The organism is Streptomyces sp. NPDC091387, assembly GCF_044756945.1.
Lineage (GTDB): Bacteria > Actinomycetota > Actinomycetes > Streptomycetales > Streptomycetaceae > Streptomyces.
Window position 1 is genome coordinate 1 of sequence record NZ_JBIVTZ010000026.1, and the last position, 14,958, is coordinate 14,958.

Below are 14,958 nucleotides of genomic sequence, written 5' to 3' on the forward strand. Positions count from 1 at the left end.
GGCCCGGCCCGCGTCGTGTGGGGGCGGGGGGGGGCGGGGGGGGGGCCCCCCCGCCCCCCCCCCCCGGGCCCCCGGGGGGGGGGGGGGGCGCCCGGCGGGGGGGGGGGGGGGGCCCCCCCCCCCCCCCCCCCCGGCCGATACCACAACCGTCGATTCCTCGCGATCGCCGAGGAGCTGGGCCTCGACCATGCCGAGGAGCCCCACCCCAGCAGTGGCTTCTCGCTGGTCACGCTCAACCCCGAGGCCAAGCGCCGGTACCGCCCGACGACGGAACGGCTGCAGCGCGCCCTCAAGGCGCACACCGTGGCCACCGCCGCCGACACCAAGCGCTCCTTCCGCGGCCCGGCCGCCCGGCACGGCTCCTCCGGAGGGGGTGTGCGGGTCAAGGCCGTCTGCGACTGCGGTCGCAACGTGCGCGTCGTCCCCTCGGTCCTCGCGCAGGCCCCGATCGTCTGCGGCGGCTGCGGAAAGCCGTTCCGGATCCCGGAGGCAGTGGTCGCGGTGGGGTGAGCCGATGTGGTGTGGCACAATGGCTAGCTGTACTCGACAGCCGCATAGGACCCCTCTCTCCTCCGGCTGACGCGTCCATCGGGCACTCGAGTACCGCAACCCCACGTGGCATCTTCGTTGTGCCCAACCACGTCATAGACCAGGAGACACCACTTCCGTGGCAGTCAAGATCAAGCTGAAGCGTCTGGGCAAGATCCGTTCGCCTCACTACCGCATCGTCGTCGCCGACTCCCGTACCCGCCGTGATGGCCGGGCCATCGAGGAGATCGGCCTGTACCACCCGGTGCAGAACCCCTCGCGCATCGAGGTCAACGCAGAGCGCGCGCAGTACTGGCTGTCCGTCGGCGCCCAGCCGACCGAGCCGGTTCTCGCGATCCTGAAGCTCACCGGTGACTGGCAGGCCCACAAGGGTCTCCCGGCCCCCGCGCCGCTTCTGCAGCCGGAGCCCAAGCCCGACAAGCGCGCCCTGTTCGAGGCCCTGACCAAGGACACCGCAGAGGAGTCCAAGGGCGAGGCCATCACGCAGAAGGCGAAGAAGGCCGACAAGAAGGCGGACGAGGCTGCTGACGCAGCCACGCCCGCCGAGTCGACCGAGGCCTGAGCATGCTCGAGGAGGCTCTCGAGCACCTCGTGAAAGGCATCGTCGACAACCCCGAGGACGTGCAGGTCGCCTCGCGCACCCTGCGTCGCGGCCGTGTGCTCGAGGTCCGGGTCCATCCCGATGACCTCGGTAAGGTGATCGGCCGCAACGGCCGCACCGCACGCGCGCTGCGTACCGTCGTCGGCGCCATCGGCGGCCGTGGTATCCGCGTCGACCTCGTCGATGTGGATCAGGTTCGCTGACAGAGTTGAACACCGGCACGGGCCGGGGAGGGCCAAGAGCCCGCCCCGGCCCGTCGTCGTACGACAGGAGAGACACAAGGTGCAGTTGGTAGTCGCGCGGATCGGTCGCGCCCACGGCATCAAGGGCGAGGTCACCGTCGAGGTGCGCACGGACGAGCCGGAGATCCGGCTCGGACCCGGTGCGGTACTGGCCACAGAGCCGGCCTCGACGGGACCGCTGACGATCGAGACCGGCCGGGTGCACAGCGGCCGGCTGCTGTTGCGTTTCGAGGGCGTACGGGACCGTACGGGCGCCGAGGCACTGCGCAATACGCTGCTGATCGCCGACGTCGACCCGGAGGAGCTCCCGGAGGACCCCGAGGAGTTCTACGACCATCAGCTGATGGACCTGGACGTGGTTCTCGCCGACGGCACCGAGATCGGCCGGATCACCGAGATCACGCACCTGCCGTCGCAGGACCTCTTCATCGTGGAGCGTCCCGACGGCACCGAGGTGATGATCCCGTTCGTCGAGGAGATCGTCTCCGAGATCGACCTGGAGGAGCAGCGCGCGGTGATCACTCCGCCGCCGGGCCTCATCGACGAGAGCGAGGCCGTGGTGGTCTCCTCGCGCGACGAGGAGTCTTCGGCCGCTGGCGCGGAGTCCGCCGGGCCCCGTGCGGACGGTTCAGTCGAGCCCGGTCCTGTTGAGCCCGGGGACGACGACTGATGCGCCTCGACGTCGTCACGATCTTCCCCGAGTACCTCGAACCGCTGAACGTCTCGCTCGTCGGCAAGGCCCGCGCCCGCGGACGCCTCGACGTGCACGTGCACGATCTGCGGGAGTGGACGTACGACCGCCACAACACGGTCGACGACACCCCCTACGGCGGCGGTCCCGGCATGGTCATGAAGACCGAGCCGTGGGGCGACGCCCTGGACGAGACCCTGGCCGACGGCTACGAGACCGGTGCCCACTCCCCGGTGCTCGTGGTGCCGACACCGAGCGGCCGGCCGTTCACCCAGGAACTCGCCGTCGAGCTCTCCGAGCGGCCCTGGCTGATCTTCGCCCCGGCCCGCTACGAGGGCATCGACCGGCGGGTGACCGAGGAGTACGCCACCCGGATGCCGGTCGTCGAGGTGTCCATCGGCGACTACGTGCTGGCGGGCGGGGAAGCCGCGGTGCTGGTGATCACGGAGGCGGTGGCCAGGCTGCTGCCCGGCGTGCTCGGCAACGCGGAATCGCACCGGGACGACTCCTTCGCCCCCGGCGCCATGGCCGATCTGCTGGAGGGGCCCGTCTACACCAAGCCGCCCGAGTGGCGCGGCCGGGGGATCCCGGACGTGCTGCTGAGCGGCCACCACGGCCGGATCGCGCGCTGGCGCCGGGACGAGGCCTTCCGCCGTACCGCGCTCAACAGGCCCGATCTCATCGAGCGCTGCGAGGCGGCGGGCTTCGACAAGAAGGACCGCGAGATGCTCTCGATCCTGGGCTGGTCACCCGAGCCCGGCGGCCGATTTTGGTGTAGGCCCGACGCCGTGGAAGAATAGGCCGCTGCTGTACGTCCGACGCGCGCCCCTGCCACAGGGGGAAAGACGCCCGCCCGACGCGATCAGCACCCCGAACTCATCACTCTCCCGTCGATGACCTGTGGCATTGGCGAAGAAAGCAGACAACATGACTTCCCTGCTCGATGGCGTCAATGCCGCCTCGCTGCGCACCGACGTACCGGCGTTCCGCCCCGGTGACACCGTCAACGTTCACGTGCGCGTGATCGAGGGCAACCGCTCCCGTATCCAGCAGTTCAAGGGCATCGTCATCCGCCGTCAGGGCGCGGGCGTCGGCGAGACCTTCACGGTCCGCAAGGTCTCCTTCAGCGTCGGCGTCGAGCGCACCTTCCCGGTGCACAGCCCGATCTTCGAGAAGATCGAGCTCGTCTCCCGCGGTGACGTCCGTCGCGCCAAGCTGTACTTCCTCCGTGAGCTGCGCGGCAAGGCCGCGAAGATCAAGGAGAAGCGCGACCGCTGAGCTGGCTCCCAGGTCCACAGCACGGCCGGATAAGCTCTGGCCCCGATGGACACGGAAGCAAGAACCACGGAGCGCGACCGCTCCTCCGCAGACCCTACGGGGCCGGAGGAGAGGTCGCGCTTTTCGCGTATCCCGCACCGTTTCGCCGCCTCGATGTCCTGGCGGCGCACCCTCGCGCTCGGTGCTGTCTGCGCGGTCTTCGTCCTGCTCTTCAGCGCCTTCGTGGTGCAGCCCTTCCTGATCCCCAGCAGCTCGATGGAGTCCACGCTGCAGGTCGGGGACCGGGTGCTGGTCAACAAGCTGGCGTACCGTTTCGGGTCCGAACCGCGGCGCGGGGACGTGGTGGTCTTCGACGGCACCGGCTCCTTCCTGCAGGAGGCGCCGCGGCAGAACCCCGTCACCGGACTGCTGCACGCCGCGGCGGCATCCCTGGGGCTCGCGGAGCCCGCCGAGACCGACTTCGTGAAGCGGGTGGTGGGTGTGGGGGGCGATCGGGTGGTCTGCTGCGACAAGCGGGGGAGGGCCGAGGTGAACGGCAGGCCGCTGGACGAGGACTACCTGTTCGCGGGTGATGCGCCGTCCCGGGTCCCGTTCGACATCGTCGTGCCGGACGGCACGCTCTGGATGATGGGCGATCACCGCAGCCGTTCCCGGGACTCCCGTGACCACCTGGGCGAACCGGGGGGCGGCATGGTTCCCGTCGACAGGGTGATCGGCAGGGTCGACTGGATCGGCTGGCCGCTGGGGCGGCTGGGCTCCCTCCCTCAGAGCGCGGCCTTCGGCGGAGTGCCCGCGCCGGGCGCGACGCATGGGTAACCACGGGCGGGCGCACGACGCCGCCGATCCCGGGGTACCGGCGTCCACCGGCGGCGGTCCGAGGACCGCCCGCTCGTTGCCCACCCGGGCTGAGCGGCGCAAACTGGCCCGCAAGGTGAAGCGGAAGCGGCGCAGATCGGCCGTGAGGGAGGTACCCGTCCTCATCACCGTCGCGCTGGTGATCGCGTTGGTCCTCAAGACGTTCCTGGTACAGGCCTTCGTGATCCCGTCCGGATCCATGGAGCAGACCATCCGGATCGGTGACCGGGTCCTCGTGGACAAGCTGACGCCGTGGTTCGGGTCCCGGCCGCAGCGCGGCGACGTGGTCGTGTTCAAGAACCCCTCCGACTGGCCGCCGCCGAACCCGGTGACGACCGAGGAGTCACCTGTCGTCATCAAGCAGGTGAAGCAGGTGCTGACCTTTATCGGCCTGCTGCCGTCCGACGACGAACAGGACCTGATCAAGCGGGTGGTCGCCGTCGGTGGCGACATGGTGAAGTGCTGCGCCGAGGACGGCCGGCTCATGGTCAACGGCCAGGCGGTCGACGAGCCCTATCTCTTCCCCGGCAATCCCCCTTCCACGATCAAATTCGAGGTAAAGGTTCCAGCCGGACGAATCTTCGTGATGGGCGACCATCGCTCCAATTCCGCCGATTCACGTTTCCATCTGGACAAGACGGCCGACGGGACGGTTTCCGAGGATGCCGTAGTGGGACGGGCCGTGGTGATCGCCTGGCCCTTCGGGCACTGGGGGAAGCTGGAGCAGCGTTCGGTGTTCTCCTCGGTCCCGGACGCGCGCGCCGGGACGGCGGCCGGCCCCGGACCGTCGAATAGTGTGTCCGAGGATCCCAATGGAATGATCCGGCTCCCGACCCCTGCGGAACTCCCGCTCGTTATGGGAGTGGTTGGCCTGCACCGGCTAGGTCGCAGGCGGTGGCACGGAATAAGGAGCAGATGTGGGGGATGTGGCGGTGGGCGCACGATCCGGACACGACGGACCCGAGGACCGGCCGGACACTCCGGAGGATGCCGAGTCGGCCGGGACGGCGGCGGACCGGACGGGGAGTGACGGCGACTCCCCGAGCGGCGGCAGTACGGCCCGGAAGAAGCCCCGCTCCTTCTGGAAGGAGCTGCCGCTCCTCATCGGTATCGCGCTGGTTCTGGCGCTGCTGATCAAGACGTTTCTGGTGCAGGCGTTCTCCATTCCGTCGGATTCGATGCAGAACACCCTTCAGCGGGGTGACCGGGTGCTGGTCGACAAGCTGACGCCGTGGTTCGGCTCGGAGCCGGAGCGCGGTGAGATCGTCGTCTTCCACGACCCGGGTGGCTGGCTGGAGAACGCCCCGGCAGCCAACCCGAACGCGGTGCAGAAGTTCCTGAGCTTCATCGGGCTGATGCCGTCGGCCGAGGAGAAGGATCTGATCAAGCGGGTCATCGCGATCGGCGGTGACACGGTGGAGTGCAAGTCGAACGGCCCGGTCAAGGTCAACGGCAAGGCGCTGGACGACAAGTCCTTCATCTTCAAGGGGAACACCGCCTGCAACGACGAGCCGTTCGGCCCGATCAAGGTCCCCAAGGGCCGTATCTGGGTGATGGGCGACCACCGCCAGAACTCCCTCGACTCCCGCTACCACCAGGAGCTGTCGGGCGGCGGCACCGTCTCCACGGACGAGGTGGTCGGCCGGGCCATCGTGGTCGCGTGGCCCATCAACCGCTGGGCGACCCTGCCCATCCCGAAGACCTTCGACCAGCCGGGTCTGAACGCCGCGGCTGCGATGGCGCCCGGTGCGCTCGGCTTCGCGGGTGCCGTGCCCCTCGTGCTCTGGCGCAGGAGGAGCAGGGCCGTGCAAGCGCGGCAGGGGTAGGCGTACGGAGTCGCCCGCCGGTACCCCGTCGCTCCATCGGGGCCCGCCGGATGCGCCTCCGTCGTGGGTCGGCCGCTCTCTCCGTCTCCACCGGCCCGGAGAGGGCGGTAGCCCAGGGGAACCCCCGCTCGTTGTACGGGGGGCGGGTTTGTGTTCGGCAGGCCCGGTGGGCAGGCGATGGCGCAGAGTGAGGAATGAATGTGAGCGACGTGGCAGGCGAAGCACGAGCTGGACACGGACAGTCCACGGAGAGGCTCTCGCAGCCCGCCGACTCCGCCTTCGACCCGGTGGGAGGCGCAGGGCATCCGGACGGGCCGGAGAGCGCGTCCACCTCGGACCGGGACGGGAAGCGGAACAAGAAGCCCCGTCCTCTCTGGAAGGAGCTGCCGCTCCTCATCGGTATCGCGCTGGTTCTGGCGCTGCTGATCAAGACGTTTCTGGTGCAGGCGTTCTCCATTCCGTCGGATTCGATGCAGAACACCCTTCAGCGGGGTGACCGGGTGTTGGTCGACAAGCTGACGCCGTGGTTCGGCTCGGAGCCGGAGCGCGGCGAGGTCGTCGTCTTCCACGACCCGAGTGGCTGGCTGGACGGGGAGCCGACCCCTGAGCCGAACGCGGTGCAGACGTTCCTCAGCTTCATCGGGCTGATGCCGTCGGCGCAGGAGAAGGACCTGATCAAGCGGACGATCGCGGTCGGCGGTGACACCGTGTCCTGCAAGAAGGGCGGTCCCGTCGAGGTCAACGGGAAGGCGCTCGACGAGCCGTACATCTTCCCCGGTGGCACGGCGTGCGACGACATGCCCTTCGGCCCGTTCAAGGTGCCCGACGGCAAGATCTGGGTGATGGGCGACCACCGGCAGGACTCCTCGGACTCGCGCTATCACACCAGCGACGTGAACAAGGGCTTCGTTCCGGTCGACGACGTGGTGGGCCGGGCCGTGGTGGTGGCCTGGCCGCTCAATCGCTGGGCGACCCTGCCGGTCCCGGACACCTTCGACCAGCCGGGCATGAGCGCCTCGGCGGCGATGGCGCCCGGCGCGCTCGGCATCGCCGGTGCCCTGCCGCTCGTGATCCGGCGCAGGCGGAGGCTGACCCGCGGACGTACCGCCGGGTAGGGTGCCGACTCGGATCAGCGATTGTCGATCTCCGATGGGGGACGCTGGGATGAGTGGAACAGGACGTACGGATGACGGCCGCGGCCGGCTCGGCAGCATGCTGTCGGGGCTGGCGGTGGCCGTCGGCTGTGTGCTCTTCCTCGGCGGGTTCGCCTGGGCAGCCGTGGAGTACCGGCCGTACACGGTGCCGACCGAGTCGATGACCCCGACGGTGAACGCGGGCGACCGGGTTCTCGCCCAACGGGTGGACGGCAGCGAGGTGCGCCGCGGCGATGTGGTGGTGTTCACCGATCCGGCGTGGGGCGAGATGCCGATGGTGAAGCGGGTCGTCGGGATCGGCGGCGACAAGGTCGCCTGCTGCGAGAAGGACGGCCGGCTCACGGTCAACGGCATACCCGTTGAGGAACCGTATCTGCAGACGGCGGACCCCGCCTCGGCGAACGACTTCACGGCCGAGGTGCCCAAGGGGCAGCTCTTTCTCCTGGGCGACGACCGCCGGGTCTCGCTGGACTCCCGGGTCCACCTGGAGGACGGCGGACAGGGCTCGGTGCCCCGCACCGCCGTGACGGCCCGGGTGGACGCCGTCGCCTGGCCGCTGGGCAGCATGATCGGACGGCCGCAGGCCTTCGCCGCGCTGCCGGGCGGGGTGTCGTCGGCGGGACCGCTCAAGCTTCAGCTCGGGGCCGTGATCGGCGGCATGGTGCTGATCCTGGCCGGTGCCGTGTACGGCCCGGTCGCCGCCCGGTCGAAGCGGAACAAGCAGAGGAAGGCGCCCGCCGGTGTCCACTGAGCAGCGCGAGGTCTCCCGCCTGGTACTCCTCGATCCGGACGACCGCATCCTGCTGATGCACGGGTTCGAACCGGAGGACCCGGCGAGCACCTGGTGGTTCACCCCCGGCGGCGGGCTGGAGGGTGACGAGACCCGCGAGCAGGCCGCGCTGCGCGAACTGGCCGAGGAGACCGGGATCCGGGACGTCGAGCTGGGCCCGCTCCTCTGGAAGCGGCAGTGCTCCTTCCCCTTCGACGGCCGGCGCTGGGAGCAGGACGAGTGGTACTTCCTCGCCCGCACGACGCAGACCCTGACGGACACCAGCGGGCAGACCGGGCTGGAACGGCGCAGTGTCGCGGGTCTGAGGTGGTGGACCTCCGCCGAACTGTCGGCGACGCGTGAGACGGTGTACCCGACCAGACTCGCCGGGCTGCTGCGCACGCTGCTCGACGAGGGTCCCCCGCGTTCGCCGTTGGTTCTGGCTCCCGAAATCGCCTGAGCGTCCGGGGCGCCGGGGCCTGGCGCACAATGGGGGAACGCACGGCTGAAGGGGAACATGTCAATGAGCGCCGAGGACCTCGAGAAGTACGAGACCGAGATGGAGCTGAAGCTCTACCGGGAGTACCGCGATGTCGTCGGTCTGTTCAAATATGTGATCGAGACCGAACGGCGCTTCTACCTCACCAACGACTACGAGATGCAGGTGCACTCGGTCCAGGGCGAGGTGTTTTTCGAGGTGTCCATGGCGGATGCCTGGGTCTGGGACATGTACCGGCCCGCACGGTTCGTCAAGCAGGTCCGGGTGCTGACGTTCAAGGACGTCAACATCGAGGAGCTCAACAAGAGCGATCTCGAACTTCCGGGTGGCTGAGTTGTCCACATCCGCCGGCTTGTCCACCAAGATCCACTAGCTGCGGGCGGACGCGTCAGAGTCGGTGCCGGAGGTGGTGCCGATATGAACGCACGGGGGGCACTCGGGCGGTACGGCGAGGATCTGGCGGCGCGGCTGCTGACCGATGCCGGCATGTCCGTACTGGAACGGAACTGGCGCTGTCGCACCGGCGAGATCGACATCGTCGCGCTGGACGGCGACGCGCTCGTCATCTGTGAGGTGAAGACGCGCAGGGCGGGTGCCTTCGAGCACCCGATGGCCGCCGTCACACCGGCCAAGGCGGACCGCCTGCGCCGGCTGGCCGAACTCTGGCTGGACCGGCACGGCGGCCCGCCGCCCGGCGGGGTGCGGATCGACCTGGTCGGCGTGGTGCTGCCCAGGCGTGGCGCGCCGCTGGCCGAGCATGCGCGGGGGGTGGCCTGATGGGGTTCGCGCGTGCCTGCTCGGTGGCCCTGGTCGGCGTCGAGGGCGTGGTGGTGGAGGTCCAGGCGGACCTGGAGGCGGGAGTGGCGGCCTTCACCCTGGTGGGGCTGCCGGACAAGAGCCTGGTGGAGAGCCGCGACCGGGTCAGGGCGGCCGTGGTCAATTCCGGTGCGGAGTGGCCGCAGAAGAAGCTGACGGTGGGTCTTTCCCCGGCCTCGGTCCCCAAGGGCGGTTCGGGTTTCGATCTCGCTGTGGCGTGTGCGGTGCTCGGCGCGGCCGAGCGGATCGACCCCGCTTCGATCGCCGACGTCGTGATGATCGGGGAGCTGGGGCTCGACGGCCGGGTACGGCCGGTGCGCGGGGTACTGCCCGCCGTGCTGGCCGCCGCGGAGGCCGGGTACCGGCAGGTGGTCGTCCCCGAACAGACGGCGGGCGAGGCGGCCCTGGTACCCGGGGTCTCCGTGCTCGGCGTGCGGAGCCTGCGGCAGCTGATCGCCGTGCTCTGCGACGAACCGGTGCCCGAGGAGCAGGAGCCCCACGACCAGGGGCGTCCCGACACCATGCTGGCCGGTCTCATGGTGCCCGGCGCCGGTATGGGCACCGGCATCGCCAGGGGCTCGGCACTGGGCGAGGGACACCGGCCGGACCTGGCGGACGTCGCGGGCCAGGAGCGGCCGCGCAAGGCCCTGGAGGTCGCGGCGGCCGGTGGCCACCACCTCCTGCTGTCCGGACCGCCGGGCGCCGGCAAGACCATGCTCGCCGAACGGCTGCCCGCGATCCTGCCGCCCCTGACCAGGCAGGAATCCCTTGAGGTGACCGCGGTCCACTCGGTGGCGGGCATCCTGCCGCCGGGCGAACCCCTGGTCTCCCGGGCCCCGTACTGCGCGCCGCACCACTCGGCGACCATGCAGTCGCTGGTCGGCGGGGGCAACGGGCTGCCGAGGCCCGGCGCGGTGTCGCTGGCCCATCGCGGCATCCTCTTCCTGGACGAGGCGCCGGAATTCTCCGTACGGGCCCTGGACGCGCTGCGCCAGCCGCTGGAGTCGGGGCACGTGGTGGTGGCCCGCAGCGCCGGGGTGGTGCGGCTGCCCGCACGCTTCCTGATGGTGCTGGCCGCCAACCCGTGCCCGTGCGGGCGGCACACCCTGAGCGGGGCCGGCTGCGAATGCCCTCCCGCGTCGGTCCGGCGCTACCAGGCCCGGCTCTCCGGTCCGTTGCTCGACCGGGTGGATCTGCGGGTGGCCGTCGACCCCGTCAAGCGCGCGGACCTGATGGGGCAGGGCGGCCGGGGCGAGTCGACCGCGACGGTCGCCGCCCGGGTGCGGGAGGCGCGGGTGCGGGCGGCGGAGCGGCTGGCCGGCACCCCCTGGACCACCAACAGCGAGGTGCCCGGACATGAGCTGAGGACCCGGCTGGTCGCTGCGCCGGGGGCGCTGATGGCGGCCGAGCGGGACATGGAGCGTGGCCTGCTCACCGCGCGCGGCCTGGACCGGGTCCTGCGCGTGGCGTGGACCGTCGCGGATCTGCGGGGCGCCGGCCGGCCGGACGCCTCGGACATCGCGGTGGCGCTGGAGCTGCGCACCGGGATTCCGCGAGGGGCCCCGATGACGGCGGATGCGGCATGACGGGGCAGGTGGCCGGGGGGAGCGGCCGGGCGGCAGAAGGGCCTCCGAGGGCGCCGGGAACGGGTGACCGGGAGCGGCAGGTGGGGGCTTCCGGTGAGGTGGACGAGGACGAGCGGCAGAAGCGGGCCGCCAGTGGGGTGGGCGACGGGGAGCGGCAGGGGAGGGCTTCCGGTGGAGTGGGCGACGGGGAGCGGCTGGCGCGGGCCGCGCTGACCCGGGTCATGGAGCCGGGGGACGAACGGGGCGGCCGCTGGCTGCGGGAGTGCGGCGCCGTGGAACTGCTGCGGCGGATCACAGCCCGGGACGGATCGGCCGAGCAGCTGGGCGGCATGACGGCGAAGCGCCTGGCCGGCTATCGGCTGCGGGCGGAGGTGGCCGACCCCGGGCGCGACCTGGAGGCAGTGGCGGCGGTCGGCGGGCGCTTCGTCTGTCCGGGCGACCGCGAGTGGCCGAGCCAGCTCGACGACCTGGGCGACACCCGGCCGACCGGGCTCTGGGTGCGCGGGAGGCCAGATCTGCGGCTCTGGGCGCTGCGTTCCGTCGCGGTGGTCGGCGCCCGCGCCTGCACCCCGTACGGCGCGCACATGGCGACGACGCTCGGCGCCGGACTCGCGGAGCTGGGGTGGGTGGTCGTCTCGGGCGCGGCGTTCGGGGTCGACGGGGCCGCTCACCGGGGAGCCCTCGCCGCCGGCGGGGCGACGGCGGCGGTGCTGGCCTGCGGGGTGGACGTCATGTACCCCCGCGGACATGCCGAACTGATCGGACGCGTGGCAGAACAGGGGCTCCTCATCGGTGAACTGCCGCCGGCCGAACACCCCACCCGCACCCGGTTCATCCTCCGGAACAGGGTGATCGCCGCGTTGACGCGGGGAACCGTCGTGGTCGAGGCGGAGTACCGCAGCGGTTCACTGGTCACGGCGCGCTGCGCCCAGCGGCTCGGCCGCTTCACCATGGGCGTTCCGGGGCCTGCCACCAGCGGTCTGTCGGCCGGCGTCCATGAACTCCTGCGGGGAGAGGGAGTGCTGGTGACGGACGCGGCGGAAGTCGCCGAACTGGTGGGTGACATGGGGGAGCTCGCCCCGCCCCGGCGTGGTCCGGTGCTTCCGCGGGACCTTCTGGACGCCGGCTGCACCCGGGTTCTCGACGCGCTGCCGGCCCGCGGCGCCGCCGACGCACGCGAGGTGGCCCGCACCGCCGGAACGGGGGCCGACGAGGCGCTCGCCAAGCTGTACGAACTGCACTCACTGGGGTTCGTCGAACGTCATGGCGATGGATGGCAGTTGACGCGACGGCCTATTTGCAATGACGACGCGCGGCGAGGCGGTACTTGACCTGGGGCATTCGGGTGAAAAGGTGATGCCGATGACCTCGGCGGATCGTTCGGCAACGTCTCCGGGGCCGGCGCGCGACGCGTCGGCCCCGGAGGCCGGCCATGTCCTCGTCCGCGTCCGCGGTCATGTCCGTCGCCGAGTCCGGTGTCGTGTCCGCTCTCCGGGAAGCGCACAGCGCCGATCCCATATCCTGCGCGCACCGCGACACTTCAGTCACGCTACGCTCACAAGGATCCCGCTCCAGACGCAAATTCCCCAGCAATTCACAGCAGAACGGCTCAAGGCACCACATGCCCCAGCACACCTCCGGGTCTGACCGAGCGGCAGTACCACCGGCTGCGCGTGGCACTGTGCGCCCTCCCGCCCCCTCCTCGCTCGACGAGCTGTGGCGTTCGTACAAGACCACGGGCGACGAGCGGCTGCGGGAGCAGCTGATCCTGCACTACTCGCCCCTGGTGAAGTACGTCGCCGGGCGGGTGAGCGTGGGCCTGCCGTCCAACGTCGAGCAGGCGGACTTCGTCTCCTCGGGGGTCTTCGGGCTGATCGACGCGATCGAGAAGTTCGACATCGAGCGTGCGATCAAGTTCGAGACGTACGCGATCACCCGCATCCGGGGCGCGATGATCGACGAACTCCGGGCGCTGGACTGGATCCCCCGCTCCGTGCGCCAGAAGGCGCGGGCGGTGGAACGCGCCTACGCGACGCTGGAGGCACGGCTGCGGCGCACCCCGTCGGAGGCGGAGGTCGCGGCGGAGATGGAGATCGCGCTGGAGGAACTTCACGCGGTTTTCAGCCAGTTGTCGCTGGCCAATGTGGTCGCGCTGGAGGAGCTGCTCCACGTGGGCGGCGAGGGTGGCGACCGCCTGAGCCTGATGGACACGCTTGAGGACACCGCCGCCGACAATCCGGTCGAAGTGGCCGAGGGCCGTGAGCTCAGGAGGCTGCTCGCCCGAGCGATCAACACCCTCCCGGACCGTGAGAAGACGGTCGTCACGCTCTACTACTACGAGGGGCTCACCCTCGCCGAGATCGGCAACGTCCTCGGGGTCACTGAGAGCCGGGTCAGCCAGATCCACACCAAGTCGGTACTGCAGCTGCGCGCGAAACTGGCCGACGCCGGGCGCTGACAACACCACCGGGAACACCACCGGAGAATGCCTCCGGTGACGCCCGGCCGGATCTGCTCCGGCCACCGATCGGGGCCGCCCGCCCCCTCCCGGGCACCGGTCGCCGTAGAGTGGACGCGTGCCCAGGATTCGAGCGGCCTCTGTGGCCGAGCACCGGACCATGCAGCGCGGCGCCCTCCTGGACGCCGCGCGTTCCCTGCTGTCCGAGGGAGGCACGGAGGCGTTGACCTTCCCCGCCCTCGCCGAACGCACGGGCCTCGCCCGGTCCTCCGTCTACGAGTACTTCCGGTCCCGCGCGGCCGTCGTGGAGGAACTCTGCACCGTCGACTTCCCCGTCTGGGCGGCCGAGGTGGAGAACGCGATGGAGCGGGCGCAGACGCCGGAGGAGAAGATCGAGGCGTATGTGCGACGGCAGCTCGATCTCGTGGGGGACCGGCGCCACCGGGCCGTCGTCGCGATCTCCGCGAGCGAACTGGACGCGGGCGCCCGCGAGAAGATCCGTGCCGCCCACGGCGGGCTGATCGCCATGATCGTCGAGGCGCTCGGCGACCTCGGCCACGAGCAGCCCCGGCTGGCGGCCATGCTGCTGCAGGGCTCCGTGGACGCCGCGGTGCGACGTATCGAACTCAGCGTGGCGGAGGAGCCGGGCGTGATCGCGGACACCGCCGTCGCCATGATCCTCTGCGGCGTGCGGGGCGCCCCCGGCAGCCAGGGCTGACGCCCGCGCGCCCACACGGCACCCCTCAGCAGTGCGGGGGAGGCCTGCCCGTTGTCCTGCGGCGCCGCCGGGTCCCCGCCGGACGTCGGTGCGGGTTCGGGTACGCCGGTCACCGGCAGCAGCCGGGACGGTCCGCGCCGCAGCAGTGAGGGCGGCAGCAGGGACAGCGGGTCCAGATACGCCGCCGCGCGGCGCAGCCCCCAGTGCAGACAGCCCGAAGCGCAGTGGGACGGCCCCGTCGCCATGACCGCCACCACCTGCCCCGCGGTGACCTCGTCCCCCTCGGCGACCAAGGGGCGCACCGGCTCGTACGTGGTCCGCAGCGGTGGATCGCCCGTCCCCGCGAGCTCGATGGCCAGCACCCCTCGTCCTGCGACGCCGCCCGCGAACGAGACCCGGCCGGAGGCGGCCGCGAGCACCGCCGTTCCCGGTCCGGCGCCGAGGTCCACCCCGCGGTGCCCCCGCCCGTACTCCGTGGCCGGCGGCTCCCACCCCCGTACGACCACGGGCCGCCCCGCCAGCGGCCAGACACCATCGCGGTCCGGCGGATCCACCGGGTCCGGCGCCGTCACCGGTGCGGGCGTCTGTCCCGCGGCCGGCGCGGCGACCCAGCAGCACCCCACCGCGAGAAGCGCCGCGGCGGTCGCCGACGACGCCGCCCGCACCAGACGCCCCGGGCCGCCGCCCGGTGCGCCGCGGCCCCGGGGCCGGGCACGGCATCCGTCCCGGTCAGATGTGTTTCGCATGGCACAACCGTCCCCCGCCGGGCCGGTTCGCGGGGATCATGGACCGGATCTGTGGAGTACCGGCCGGTTGTGGACAGCGCCGTCACCCGGCACTCGACGGGTCCCGTACACTTCTTGTGGCGATCCGGGTCACCGGGTCGACTTCGCACGCCCCGCCATCTCCCTCTCAA

17 protein-coding genes and 2 pseudogenes are annotated in these 14,958 nt (G+C 71.2%); 18 read left to right on the forward strand and 1 reads right to left on the reverse strand.

The features are described 5' to 3' along the window. Positions 1–132: 132 nt before the first annotated feature. From ACIQM0_RS35440 to ACIQM0_RS35525, 18 genes and pseudogenes are all read left to right on the forward strand, one after another. Positions 133–510, forward strand: a pseudogene (locus tag ACIQM0_RS35440) (hypothetical protein); the annotation flags it as partial. A 157-nt stretch (positions 511–667) separates the two neighbouring features. Further along, complete coding sequence (rpsP, locus tag ACIQM0_RS35445; RefSeq protein ID WP_401294722.1) at positions 668–1,111, forward strand: 30S ribosomal protein S16; 444 nt, start codon at positions 668–670, stop codon at positions 1,109–1,111. A gap of 2 nt (positions 1,112–1,113) precedes the next feature. Further along, the gene (locus ACIQM0_RS35450; RefSeq protein WP_024492228.1) at positions 1,114–1,353 is read left to right on the forward strand and encodes an RNA-binding protein; all 240 of its coding nucleotides are present in this window, start codon (positions 1,114–1,116) and stop codon (positions 1,351–1,353) included. A 79-nt stretch (positions 1,354–1,432) separates the two neighbouring features. Beyond that, positions 1,433–2,062, forward strand: a complete 630-nt coding sequence (rimM, locus tag ACIQM0_RS35455; protein WP_363025082.1) for a ribosome maturation factor RimM — start codon at positions 1,433–1,435, stop codon at positions 2,060–2,062. After that, on the forward strand, positions 2,062–2,883 hold the full coding sequence (gene trmD, locus ACIQM0_RS35460; protein WP_401294724.1) for a tRNA (guanosine(37)-N1)-methyltransferase TrmD: 822 nt from the start codon (positions 2,062–2,064) through the stop codon (positions 2,881–2,883). Before rimM ends, trmD begins: the two co-directional genes overlap by 1 nt. A 127-nt stretch (positions 2,884–3,010) precedes the next feature. Continuing rightward, positions 3,011–3,361, forward strand: a complete 351-nt coding sequence (gene rplS / locus ACIQM0_RS35465; protein ID WP_401294726.1) for a 50S ribosomal protein L19 — start codon at positions 3,011–3,013, stop codon at positions 3,359–3,361. A 45-nt stretch (positions 3,362–3,406) separates the two neighbouring features. Next, on the forward strand, positions 3,407–4,177 hold the full coding sequence (gene lepB / locus ACIQM0_RS35470) for a signal peptidase I (protein WP_401294728.1): 771 nt from the start codon (positions 3,407–3,409) through the stop codon (positions 4,175–4,177). After that, a complete protein-coding gene (gene lepB, locus ACIQM0_RS35475; protein WP_401294730.1) occupies positions 4,170–5,246 on the forward strand; it encodes a signal peptidase I in 1,077 nt (358 codons plus the stop codon). Before lepB (ACIQM0_RS35470) ends, lepB (ACIQM0_RS35475) begins: the two co-directional genes overlap by 8 nt. After that, positions 5,143–6,042, forward strand: coding sequence for a signal peptidase I (gene lepB, locus ACIQM0_RS35480; RefSeq protein ID WP_401294827.1), 900 nt, complete (start codon positions 5,143–5,145; stop codon positions 6,040–6,042). Before lepB (ACIQM0_RS35475) ends, lepB (ACIQM0_RS35480) begins: the two co-directional genes overlap by 104 nt. A 209-nt stretch (positions 6,043–6,251) precedes the next feature. Next, entirely contained in the window at positions 6,252–7,157 is a 906-nt protein-coding gene (gene lepB, locus ACIQM0_RS35485) for a signal peptidase I (protein ID WP_401294829.1), read from the forward strand. A gap of 49 nt (positions 7,158–7,206) precedes the next feature. Then, entirely contained in the window at positions 7,207–7,947 is a 741-nt protein-coding gene (lepB, locus tag ACIQM0_RS35490) for a signal peptidase I (protein WP_401294732.1), read from the forward strand. Further along, positions 7,937–8,425 (forward strand): NUDIX hydrolase, encoded by a 489-nt coding sequence (locus ACIQM0_RS35495; RefSeq protein WP_401294734.1) that lies wholly within the window; start codon positions 7,937–7,939, stop codon positions 8,423–8,425. The genes lepB (ACIQM0_RS35490) and ACIQM0_RS35495 overlap by 11 nt, the downstream gene beginning before the upstream one ends. A 63-nt stretch (positions 8,426–8,488) precedes the next feature. Next, a complete protein-coding gene (locus ACIQM0_RS35500; protein WP_003965949.1) occupies positions 8,489–8,797 on the forward strand; it encodes a DUF2469 domain-containing protein in 309 nt (102 codons plus the stop codon). A gap of 84 nt (positions 8,798–8,881) precedes the next feature. Continuing rightward, on the forward strand, positions 8,882–9,241 hold the full coding sequence (locus ACIQM0_RS35505) for a YraN family protein (protein ID WP_401294736.1): 360 nt from the start codon (positions 8,882–8,884) through the stop codon (positions 9,239–9,241). Beyond that, a complete protein-coding gene (locus ACIQM0_RS35510) occupies positions 9,241–10,866 on the forward strand; it encodes a YifB family Mg chelatase-like AAA ATPase (RefSeq protein ID WP_401294738.1) in 1,626 nt (541 codons plus the stop codon). The genes ACIQM0_RS35505 and ACIQM0_RS35510 overlap by 1 nt, the downstream gene beginning before the upstream one ends. A 221-nt stretch (positions 10,867–11,087) precedes the next feature. Further along, on the forward strand, positions 11,088–12,197 hold the full coding sequence (gene dprA / locus ACIQM0_RS35515) for a DNA-processing protein DprA (RefSeq protein WP_401294831.1): 1,110 nt from the start codon (positions 11,088–11,090) through the stop codon (positions 12,195–12,197). A gap of 290 nt (positions 12,198–12,487) precedes the next feature. Continuing rightward, a complete protein-coding gene (whiG, locus tag ACIQM0_RS35520) occupies positions 12,488–13,324 on the forward strand; it encodes an RNA polymerase sigma factor WhiG (protein ID WP_123461958.1) in 837 nt (278 codons plus the stop codon). A 142-nt stretch (positions 13,325–13,466) separates the two neighbouring features. Then, positions 13,467–14,042 carry a TetR/AcrR family transcriptional regulator gene (locus tag ACIQM0_RS35525; protein WP_401294833.1) on the forward strand — a complete coding sequence of 192 codons (576 nt, stop codon included), beginning with the start codon at positions 13,467–13,469 and terminating at the stop codon, positions 14,040–14,042. A 227-nt stretch (positions 14,043–14,269) separates the two neighbouring features. Here ACIQM0_RS35525 and ACIQM0_RS35530 read toward each other — a convergent pair. Beyond that, a pseudogene (locus tag ACIQM0_RS35530) lies at positions 14,270–14,788 on the reverse strand (murein hydrolase activator EnvC family protein); the annotation flags it as partial. Between the last annotated feature and the right edge of the window lie 170 nt (positions 14,789–14,958).